Origin of the sequence: Mycobacterium sp. (assembly GCF_035603715.1) — a bacterium.
In the GTDB taxonomy this organism is placed as follows: Bacteria; Actinomycetota; Actinomycetes; order Mycobacteriales; family Mycobacteriaceae; genus Mycobacterium.
On the sequence record NZ_DATNJW010000657.1, the window covers coordinates 1 to 10442 of the forward strand.

The 10442-nt window shown below is 65.1% G+C and carries 10 protein-coding genes; 1 reads left to right on the forward strand and 9 read right to left on the reverse strand.

The window, feature by feature from the left end:
- The 9 genes from VN856_RS26540 to VN856_RS26580 all read right to left on the reverse strand — a co-directional run.
- On the reverse strand, window positions 1-73 hold a 73-nt coding region (locus VN856_RS26540), incomplete at its 3' end, for a hypothetical protein (protein WP_325694881.1).
- 6 nt (window positions 74-79) lie between these two features.
- The gene (gene inhA, locus VN856_RS26545; RefSeq protein WP_325694872.1) at window positions 80-889 is read right to left on the reverse strand and encodes an NADH-dependent enoyl-ACP reductase InhA; all 810 of its coding nucleotides are present in this window, start codon (window positions 887-889) and stop codon (window positions 80-82) included.
- A gap of 24 nt (window positions 890-913) precedes the next feature.
- The gene (gene fabG1, locus VN856_RS26550) at window positions 914-1669 is read right to left on the reverse strand and encodes a 3-oxoacyl-ACP reductase FabG1 (RefSeq protein WP_325694873.1); all 756 of its coding nucleotides are present in this window, start codon (window positions 1667-1669) and stop codon (window positions 914-916) included.
- A gap of 63 nt (window positions 1670-1732) precedes the next feature.
- A complete protein-coding gene (locus tag VN856_RS26555; protein WP_325694875.1) occupies window positions 1733-2740 on the reverse strand; it encodes a VWA domain-containing protein in 1008 nt (335 codons plus the stop codon).
- A 46-nt stretch (window positions 2741-2786) separates the two neighbouring features.
- Entirely contained in the window at window positions 2787-3698 is a 912-nt protein-coding gene (locus VN856_RS26560) for a DUF58 domain-containing protein (protein WP_325694883.1), read from the reverse strand.
- A 50-nt stretch (window positions 3699-3748) separates the two neighbouring features.
- A complete protein-coding gene (locus VN856_RS26565) occupies window positions 3749-4882 on the reverse strand; it encodes a MoxR family ATPase (RefSeq protein ID WP_325694876.1) in 1134 nt (377 codons plus the stop codon).
- A gap of 143 nt (window positions 4883-5025) precedes the next feature.
- Window positions 5026-5742, reverse strand: a complete 717-nt coding sequence (gene ripB, locus VN856_RS26570) for an NlpC/P60 family peptidoglycan endopeptidase RipB (protein ID WP_414687058.1) — start codon at window positions 5740-5742, stop codon at window positions 5026-5028.
- Window positions 5743-5757: 15 nt separating this feature from the next.
- Complete coding sequence (gene ripA, locus VN856_RS26575; RefSeq protein WP_325694879.1) at window positions 5758-7173, reverse strand: NlpC/P60 family peptidoglycan endopeptidase RipA; 1416 nt, start codon at window positions 7171-7173, stop codon at window positions 5758-5760.
- Between the two features lie 238 nt (window positions 7174-7411).
- Window positions 7412-7993: a DUF6676 family protein gene (locus VN856_RS26580; RefSeq protein ID WP_414687057.1), complete on the reverse strand. Its 582-nt coding sequence runs from the start codon at window positions 7991-7993 to the stop codon at window positions 7412-7414.
- A 167-nt stretch (window positions 7994-8160) separates the two neighbouring features.
- Between VN856_RS26580 and acnA the strand changes: the two genes are divergently transcribed.
- A partial coding sequence (gene acnA / locus VN856_RS26585) for an aconitate hydratase AcnA (RefSeq protein ID WP_325694880.1) occupies window positions 8161-10442 on the forward strand: 2282 nt, incomplete at its 3' end.

Sequence of the window (10442 nt, forward strand, 5' to 3'; positions counted from 1 at the left end):
CCAGGAATGGTCGTACCTGCTCCGGGCCTTCGGGTCCGCCGAAGGACAGCAGCAGTACGGCGTCGAAATCCATTGCTAGCTAAAGCAACTGGGTACTGGCGCCGCCGTCGGCGTAGATGATCGACCCGGTGGTAGCCGGTAGCCACTCCGACAGCAGCGCGCACACTGTCTTGGCAACCGGCGTCGGGTCTTTCATGTTCCAGCCGATCGGCGCGCGCTGGTCCCAGCCCTCTTCGAGCAGCTGCATCTGGGCGCCGGCCTCATCGCCGAGCGCGCCACCGACGATGGCGCTCATCGCCAGGGTCCGGATCGGTCCGGCGGCAACGAGATTGGAGCGCACACCGTGCTTGCCGGCTTCGCGCGCCACGAACCGGTTGACCGATTCCAGCGCGCTCTTGGCTACTGTCATCCAGTTGTAGGCCGGCATCGCCCGGGTGGGGTCGAAGTCCATACCGACGATCGAGCCACCGGGGTTCATGATCGGCAGCAGCGCCTTGGCCAGCGAGGCGTACGAATACGCCGAGATGTGAATGCCTTTGGATACGTCCTCGTAGGGCGCGTCGAAGAACGGGTTGATACCCATCCCGGTCTGCGGCATGAAACCGATCGAGTGCACGACGCCGTCGAGTTTGTTGCCCTCGCCGATCTCGGCGGTCACGCGCTCGGCCAGGGTGTCGAGGTGCTTTTCGTCCTGCACGTTGAGTTCGATCAGCGGGGCCTTCTGCGGCAGCCGGTCGGCGATACGCTGAATCAGCCGCAGCCGGTCGAATCCGGTCAACACGAGCTGCGCGCCCTGTTCCTGGGCCACCTTGGCGATGTGAAACGCGATCGACGCGTCGGTGATGATCCCGCTGACCAGGATCCGTTTACCTTCGAGCAGTCCTGCCATTTCCGTCCTTCAATTGTGTAATCGTCAGTGGCCCATGCCCATGCCGCCGTCGACCGGGATCACGGCACCGGAGATGTAACTCGCGTCCTCGGACGCCAGGAAGCTGACCACGCCGGCGACCTCGGCGGCGGTACCGACCCGCTTTGCCGGGATGAACTCCAGCGCCCCCTCTTGAATACGCTCGTCCAGCGCGCGGGTCATGTCGGTGTCGATGTAGCCCGGGGCGACCACGTTGGCCGTCACATTCGCCTTGGAGAGCTCTCGGGCGATCGAGCGGGCCATGCCGATCACACCGGCCTTGGAGGCCGCGTAGTTGGCCTGGTTGCCGATACCCCAGCTGCCAGACACCGAACCGATGAAGATCAACCGGCCGAACCGCTTTCGCTGCATGCTGCGGGATGCCCGCTGGACCACCCGGAACGCGCCGGTGAGGTTGGCGTCGATGACCTTTTCGAATCGCTCTTCGGTCATCCGGATGAGAAACGCGTCGGCCGAAACGCCCGCGTTGGACACCACCACTTCGACCGGACCCTGGTGCTCCTCGACCGCCTTGAAGGCACGATCCACGGCGTCGTTGTCGGTGACATCACACTCGACGCCGAACAGCCCCTCGGGTGCCCCGGATCCGCGGTGCGTGACCGCCACCTTGTGGCCGTCGGCGGCCAGCCGCTGTGCGATCGCCAGCCCGATCCCTCGGTTTCCGCCGGTGACCAATACAGAACGGGATACGAATGCGGGCTTGCCGCCGTCGGCTGGGAGGTCAGTGGCTACGTCAGTCACCCCGACAACCTATCGCCTGACCACAGCGGGGCCGAAATCGCCCGACGTCGGTATGCAACGGATCTAGGTCGGCAACCGCCGATTGATCAGCAATGCCGCCAGCGCGGCCAGCGCCAGCACCAGCGAACCCAATCGGAGCCATCCGACACTGGCGTCGCCCCGGATCGTCTCGTAACCGATCTGCTGCTGCAGTGAGGCGTAAACCTGCTTGAGCTCCTGCAAGTTTGCCGCGTCGTAGTGGTTGCCACCGGAGAGCTCAGCAACTTTTTTCATCGTGGTGTCGTCGACCGGCACCGGCTGGCGCTGGCCGTTGATCTCCACGAAGCCGTACGGGGTGCCGAACGAGATCGTCGAGATCGGCACGCCTTGGTCCTTCGCGGTGCGCGCCGCGGTGAACGCACCCTTGGGGTTGTCCGGGTTGGTCGGCATCGTCTCTTTACCGTCGGAGAACAACACGATGCGCGCCGGCGGCGGGGTGTCGCCCCCGCCGATCACCGCGCCGACGGTGGCGATGGCCTGCAGCGCCGTGAAGATTCCCTCGCCGGTCGCGGTGCGGTCGGCGAACTGCAGCTTGTCCAGCGCGGCCTTGGTCGCGTCGCGGTTGGTCGTCGGCTGGACGAGAACGGTCGATGTCCCCGCGTACGCGATCAGCCCGAGGTTGATACCGGGCGTCAGCTCGCCGGCGAATTCTTTGGCCGCCACTTCGGCGGCCGCCATCCGGTTGGGTTCGACGTCGGTGGCCCGCATGGACTGCGAGACGTCGATGACCAGCATGACGACCGCACGGTTGCGCGGAATCCGGACATCGTGGGTCGGGCCGGCCATCGCGATCGTGAACAGCACCAGCGCCGCGATCAACAGGATCGCCGACAGGTGCCGCCAGCGGGTGGGTTGCTTGGGCGCAACGCTTTCCAGCAACTCCATGTTGGCGAACCGCAGCATCCGGCGCTGCCGGGCCACCTGGGCGATGATGTAGAGCGCCACCAGCCCGAGGATGACCAGCAGGAACACGAAGAACCACGCGTGGGAGAATCCCGATAGCGTCATCGGCCCGAGTAAGGGCAATGTCATGACAGACCCGTTCTGATGTTGCGGCCCGACTCGTGAGAAGCGGAAGTCACTGGCGCCCCGCCAGTGACCCGCGGCGGCGGGATTCGACGAAACGCACGATGTCGGCGATCCAATCGCGGTCGGTGCGCAGCGGCAGCAGCGGCGCCCCGCAACTGCGCAGCGTGCGGGCCACGTCGGCGCGATGGGCCGCGGCGGCCTTGGCGAAGTCGTCGCGCAGCTGCTCGTCGATGGTGAACTCGCGAGAGCGGCCGGTTTCGGCATCCTGCAGGATCACGTCGCCGACGTCGGGCAACTCGACGTCGCGCGGGTCGAGGATCTCAATGCCGAGCACTTCGTGGCGCGCGGCGATGGCGCGCAGCGGGCGCATCCAGTTGATCGGGCCGAGGAAGTCACTGATGATGACCGCCATTCCGCGGCGGCGTTCCGGACGACGCAGTGCGTCGATCGCGACCGACAGATCCCCGCGCACCCCGACTGGGGCCTTGGGCATGGTCGCGATGGTGCGCAGCATCGTCTGCTCGTGCTGCCGTCCGGATCGGGCCGGCACTCGAGTTATCTTCTCGCCGTTGGCAATCAGCGCACCGAGCCGGTTTCCTCCGCCGCTGTTGAGGAAGGTGATGGCGGCCGCGGCGGCCACCGCCAGGTCGCGCTTCTCGCAGACCGCGGTGCCGAAATCCAGGCTGGCCGACATGTCGACCACCAGCCAGGTCTCAAGTTCGCGATCGGCGATCATCTGCCGCACGTGTGGGTGCGTGGTGCGCGCGGTCACCGCCCAGTCCATCCGGCGCACGTCGTCGCCGGGCTGATACTCGCGCGACTCCCCCGGCTCCGAACCGGGACCGGGAATCAGGCCGAGGTGGTCGCCGTGCAGAACACCGTCGAGCTTGCGTTTGACCGTCAGCTCGAGTGTGCGCAGCGCCGCCGACAGCTTGGGGTCATCGATCTGCCCGCGCTGCATCGACGGCGGGCGGGTAGCCACGGGCTGCTCCGCGGCGGAGTTGCTATCCGTCACCGACCGCTGGCCGCACCCGCGACCTGCATTGCCGGAGGCACCGAATGACCTTGCTGCGGAACAGCATTCACCTGCGGCATTCCGACGGTCTGCAAGATCCGGTTGATAACGATCTCCGACGAGATCTCGTCGGCCAGCGCGTCGTAGGTGAGCACCAACCGATGCCGCAGCACGTCGGGGATCACCTCGACGATGTCCTGCGGGATCACGTAGTCACGCCCACGCACCAGCGCCAGCGAGCGCGACGCGGCGATGATGCCCAGTGAGGCACGCGGCGATGCGCCGAACGAGATCCAGGTCTTGACGTCGTTCATCCCGAGTTGCTCGGGGTGGCGGGTGGCGGTGACGACCCGCACCACGTAGTCGACCAGCGCGTGGTGAACGAAATTGTTCGACGCGACCTCTTGCAGCCGCAGCAGGTCACCGGTGTCCAGGATCTGCTTGGGCTCCGGAGGCTTCACGCCCATCCGGTAGATGATCTCGCGCTCCTCCTCCGGAGAGGGGTAGCCGACGTTGATCTTGAATAGGAAGCGGTCGCGCTGCGCCTCGGGCAGCGGATACACGCCCTCGTGCTCGATCGGGTTCTGGGTGGCCATGACCAGGAACGGGTTGGGCAACGGGAATCTCTTGCCACCGATCGACACCTGGCGCTCCTGCATCACCTCCAGCAGGGCCGACTGCACCTTGGCCGGTGCACGGTTGATCTCGTCCGCGAGCAGGAAATTGGCCACGACCGGCCCGAGCTCGGTGTCGAACTCTTCCTTGCCCTGCCGGTAGATGCGGGTACCGATGATGTCGGTGGGCACCAGGTCGGGGGTGAACTGGATGCGGGCGAACGTCCCGCCGACCACCTTCGCGAAGGTCTCCACGGCCAAGGTCTTGGCGACACCGGGCACACCTTCGAGCAGTACGTGGCCCTTCGACAGCAGGCCGACGAGCATCCGCTCGACGAGCTGGTCTTGGCCGACGATGATTCGCTTGACCTCGAAGATGGCGCGCTCCAGGGTGTGCACCTCGGCGGCCAGCCCGTTGCCACCGCCGCTGGGGGCCGCGTGCGCAGGTGCCGTCGGGGATCCGCCCGGACCCGAGTAACCGCTGGTGCCCGGGGGCGGCCCGCCTGCTGATGTCATCGATTACCCTCCACGGCTCAACCTTCCAAAGCTCAAACAGACACGACTCTCGCACGACGAATGCCGTGGGGCAGCGGCGTGCCCTTGTTCAACTATTCCAGGCCACTCGGCATCCGTCGACGTGGCGGTCCTCGTGCGCCTGCTCAGTACTCGATGATCCGGGTCAGCATCGGGGTCATGCCACCCTTGCGAACCGGGCTGATCGTGACTTTGCCGGCGCTGCCCGACGCCTCCAGCATCTGCCCGTTGCCCAGGTAGATGGTGACGTGCTGGCCACCGCCCGGGCCGTAGAAGATCAGATCGCCGCGCTTGGCCTGCGACGGCGGGATGTGGCGACCGGCGTTGTACTGGTCACCGGAGAACCGCGGTAGCAGCACTCCCACGCCGGCGAAGCTGTAGCGGACCAGTCCCGAGCAGTCGAAGCCGACGGTGTTGGCCCCGGAGTCGATGCCCTTACTCGGCGAGTTGGGCGTGCCGCCACCCCACGAATACGGCACGCCCATCTGCGACGACCCGCGGCGGATCACGTACTCGACCGCCTGCCGGCCGTAGACCCGCGGTATTCCGTTCGCGCTGGTGGTTTTGGGGCCCAGGTTGATGCCAAGGCCGCTGAGGAACTGCTGCCCCAGACCGAGCGTCGTCTGGGTGGCGTTGGCAGTGGCCTGCAGCGACTGGTTGGCGATAGCGACGGGGTCACCCGGCGCGCCGGCGCTGATCACCGGCGGCAGCGTCGGGTCCCAAGAGCCGTCTTCGGCGTTGGCCGGAACCGCCAGTCCGAGCAGCAGGCCGAGGGCAGCCAGCACCGACCAGACCAGCCTGGTCCAGTGAAAGCCCCTAGATCGCGTAAACCCCCGGTGCATAAACCCTTTCACGCGTCAGTATTCGATGTAACGGACGACGTAGGGCGTCATGCCGCTGGTCCGAACCGGCGCGACACGAACCTTGAGGCCAACGTCGGGCGCCTCGAGCATCTGCCCCTGACCGAGGTAGATCGTCACGTGCTGGCTGCCGCCGGGGCCGTAGAAGATCACGTCGCCGCGGCGCATCTGCGAGGCCGGGATCTTGCGGCCCAGGTCGTACTGGGAACCGGAGTAGTGCGGCAGCTTGATGCCCACGCCGGCGAACGAGTACAGCACTAGACCAGAGCAGTCGAAACCGGTTGTGCCCGAGCCGGATCCAATGCCCTTGCCCGGGCCGGCCGCGGTGCCACCACCCCACGAGTAGGGCACGCCCAACTGCGAGAGACCGCGCCGAATCACGTACTCAGATGCCTGCCGTCCGTAGACCCGGGGGATCTTGCCGTTGGTGAAACCCGTTGGTGTGGGCGCCAATCCGAGCTGCTGCAAGAAGCTGCGGCCCATGTTGGAGGTGACCTCCGACGAGGTCGACATCGTCCCGAGGACCTTGTTGAGAATCGCGATCGGGTCGCCCGGGACATTGGCGCTGGGCACCATCGGCAACGTGGGATCCCACTCGCCGGCCCATTTGTCGCCGTGTCCCCGCGGCGCGCTGGGGGAACCCGGCGCCGCCGGGTCCCATCGGTCAGACGACGCCGCCCGCGGTCCGGCATCCGGTCCGCCCGCGGATGCCGACCAGTTGCGGGCGGCGTCGAGTCTGGCTTGGGCGGCGTTACGCTCATCGCCCAGTCGAGTGACTTCCTGTTGTTGCTCGCCGAACTTGTGCTGTGCGGAGGTCAGGGCCGCCACTGCCGCGTTCTGGCTGGATTGAGCGTCTGAGACGGCTTTGTCGGCCTTCTGCTTGGCCAGCCGGGCGGACGAATCCTTGTTCAACTGCTCGGCGCGGGCCCGTTGCAGGTTGTCCATCACCTGCTGCGAGCTGGCAGCCAGCGTCTGGCCGGCGGCCGCCGTCGCGATCATGTCGTCGGGGCTGGCCGCCGTGAGGTAACCGTTCGACGGGCCGTTGACATAGCTGGCCACCGCGTAACGGTCGAATCGCTTCTGGGCGGCCGCGATTGCGGCGTCGGCTTGTTTGACCGATTGCTGGCTGGCCTCGACGTCGTGTTGGGCGGCCGTCGCGTTGTCGCGCGCAGTCTCGACGTCAACCACCGCCTTGTTGACGCTTTCTTCCTCGGTCTGGATTTGCGCGTTGAGATCCTGCAGACGCTGATTGGCCTGTGCCACATCGGCGATCAGCTTGGCCATCGTGTCCGGGTCGGCCTTGGCCAGACCGGGTGTCCCCAGCAACAGCGCCACGCTGATCATCGCGGGACCCACGCGATGGGTGAACGCGGTAGCCACTCGGAAAGACGAGCCGCGGCAGGTGCGTCTCATACGACTCGGGTCTCCTTGGCTCAACGCGGGCGGACGGCGTCGGCCCCAGTAATCACTGGAAGCACGAATAAACCAAAAGCATCCCCTGCACCGTAAGTCACATCCGAACCAATAGAAACTTATGTCACAAACTACAAACCTGTTCTTCTGTCAACTGTGACCCTATGGTGACATCACTAATTTGCCCGCGGCGCGGTACAAGTGCCGGCGCTATGCGACACAAGCGGAATACAGCGAGTTAGACGCTTCGATCAGCGTCGTTGTGAGCCGCTTCGCCGCTTTCACGCGATGTTGCTGATCGTCTCGTTCGCAGTTGCATGAATCGCGTTCCGACCACCGCCGCCAGTACCCCGATCAATACAACAATGGTGAATCCGGTCCATGGAAACTGCGGCGTCTCGAGCTGATGCAGGAAATTCTGTGCCGAGGCCACGGTGTTGCCGGTTTTGGCGTTGTCTTCGCCGATCTCCAAGGTGGCGCGTGGGAAGTGCGTGCTGTAAGTGCCGACGAAGTTCGGGCTCAGCACCAGCACAGTCGCGTCGGGATGTTGCGAGCCGACCACCGTCGCGATGTCTCGTAGCGGGGTGTCGTTCGGCGGATTGTGGTCCAGCACGACGATCTTGAGGTCGATATCGTGCTCGTGAGCCTGGTTGATCACGTCGACCAACTCCGGCGTGACGGCCGGCGGCGCGCTGATGTTCCCGGCGCTGACCTGCTGCTGGACCACCGCCAGACAATCGTCGGGCTTGGTCGCGGGATCGACACCGACGGTGCCGCAGATCTCGCCCGGGATATAGAGCGGCGCGTGCGGGGTGGTCACGGTTGGAAACCGTACCGCCTGACGACGCGAGCGTTGCAACGGATGGTCGCCCACAAGGAATGGAAGTTTTCGGGGTCCGCCGGAATGCAGGACAAGCGTACTGTTAGACTTGGCAGCGCTTCGCCGACACAGCCCGTCGGCGAGCCGAACTAAATACGGGAGTGGATGTGACCAGCAAAGATTCGGTGAATTCATTCGGAGCGCGCGACACCTTGAAGGTCGGCGGCGACAGTTACAAGATCTATCGGTTAGACGCGGTTCCGGGCACGGAGAAGCTTCCCTACAGCCTGAAAGTGCTCGCCGAAAACCTGCTCCGCAACGAAGACGGCAGCAACATCACCAAGGACCACATCCAGGCGATCGCCGACTGGGATCCCAAAGCTGAGCCCAGCATCGAAATCCAGTACACGCCGGCCCGCGTGGTCATGCAGGACTTCACCGGCGTGCCGTGCATCGTCGACTTGGCCACCATGCGAGAGGCCATCGGCGACTTGGGCGGTGACGCCGAGAAGGTCAACCCGCTCGCACCCGCCGACCTGGTGATCGACCACTCGGTGATCGCCGACCTGTTCGGCACCGCCGACGCCTTCGAGCGCAACGTCGAGATCGAATACGAACGCAACGGCGAGCGCTACCAGTTTCTGCGCTGGGGGCAGGGTGCGTTCGATGACTTCAAGGTGGTGCCACCGGGCACCGGCATCGTGCACCAGGTCAACATCGAATATCTGGCCAGTGTGGTGATGAACCGCGACGGGGTCGCCTACCCCGACACGTGTGTGGGAACCGACTCGCACACCACGATGGTCAACGGCCTTGGCGTGCTGGGCTGGGGTGTCGGTGGCATCGAAGCCGAGGCCGCGATGTTGGGTCAGCCGGTATCGATGCTGATCCCGCGAGTGGTCGGCTTCAAGCTGACCGGTGAGATCCAGGCGGGCGTCACGGCCACCGATGTGGTGCTGACCGTCACCGAAATGCTGCGCAAGCACGGTGTAGTCGGCAAGTTCGTCGAGTTCTACGGCGAAGGTGTCGCAGAGGTTCCGTTGGCCAACCGCGCCACCCTGGGCAACATGAGTCCCGAATTCGGTTCCACCGCAGCCATTTTCCCGATCGATCAGGAAACCATCGACTACTTGAAGTTCACCGGCCGCAACGAAGAGGAGCTGGCGCTGGTCGAGGCCTACGCCAAAGAGCAGGGCCTGTGGCACGACCCCGAGCACGAGCCGGCGTTCTCGGAATACCTCGAGCTCGACCTGTCCGACGTGGTGCCGTCGATCGCCGGGCCGAAGCGTCCGCAAGACCGAATCATCTTGTCGGAAGCCAGATCTGCCTTCCGAAAGACGATTCCCAGCTATGTCGGCGACGGCTCCGACACGCAGGGATATTCGAAGCTTGACCAGGAACTCGATGAGACGTTCCCGGCCAGTGACCCTGGCCAGGTCGCCAACGGTCATGCCGACGACGCGCCGGCCGTGCAGTCGGCCGCCGCGCACTCCAAGGGCCGCCCGACCAATCCGGTGACCGTGAAATCCGACGAACGTGGTGAGTTTGTGCTCGACCACGGCGCGGTGGTGATTGCCGCGATCACGTCGTGCACCAACACCTCTAACCCCGAGGTGATGCTGGGCGCGGCGCTGCTGGCCCGCAACGCCGTCGAAAAGGGGCTGGCCTCCAAGCCGTGGGTGAAGACCACGATGGCGCCGGGCTCGCAGGTGGTCAACGATTACTACAACAAGTCGGGCCTGTGGCCCTACCTGGAGAAGCTCGGCTTCTACCTGGTCGGCTACGGGTGCACCACCTGCATCGGCAACTCCGGCCCACTGCCTGAAGAGATTTCGAAGGCCATCAACGACAACGACCTTGCGGTGACCGCGGTGTTGTCGGGCAACAGGAACTTCGAGGGTCGCATCAATCCCGATGTGAAGATGAACTACCTGGCATCACCGCCGCTGGTGATCGCCTACGCGCTGGCGGGGACGATGGACTTCGACTTCGACAAGCAGCCGCTCGGCAAGGACGAGGACGGCAATGACGTGTTCCTCAAGGACATCTGGCCATCACAGAAGGACGTCTCCGACACCATCGCCTCGGCGATCAACCAGGAGATGTTCACCAAGAACTACGCCGACGTGTTCAAGGGTGACGAACGCTGGCGCAACCTGCCCACCCCGAGCGGCAATACCTTTGAATGGAGCTCGGATTCGACGTACGTGCGTAAGCCTCCGTACTTCGAGGGCATGCCGGCCGAGCCGGAGCCGGTCGGCGACATCACGGGTGCGCGGGTGCTCGCGCTGCTCGGCGACTCGGTGACCACCGACCACATCTCCCCTGCCAGCAGCATCAAGCCGGGAACGCCTGCCGCGCAGTACCTTGACGAACACGGCGTGCAGCGCAAGGACTACAACTCCTTCGGCTCGCGGCGCGGTAATCACGAGGTGATGATCCGCGGCAC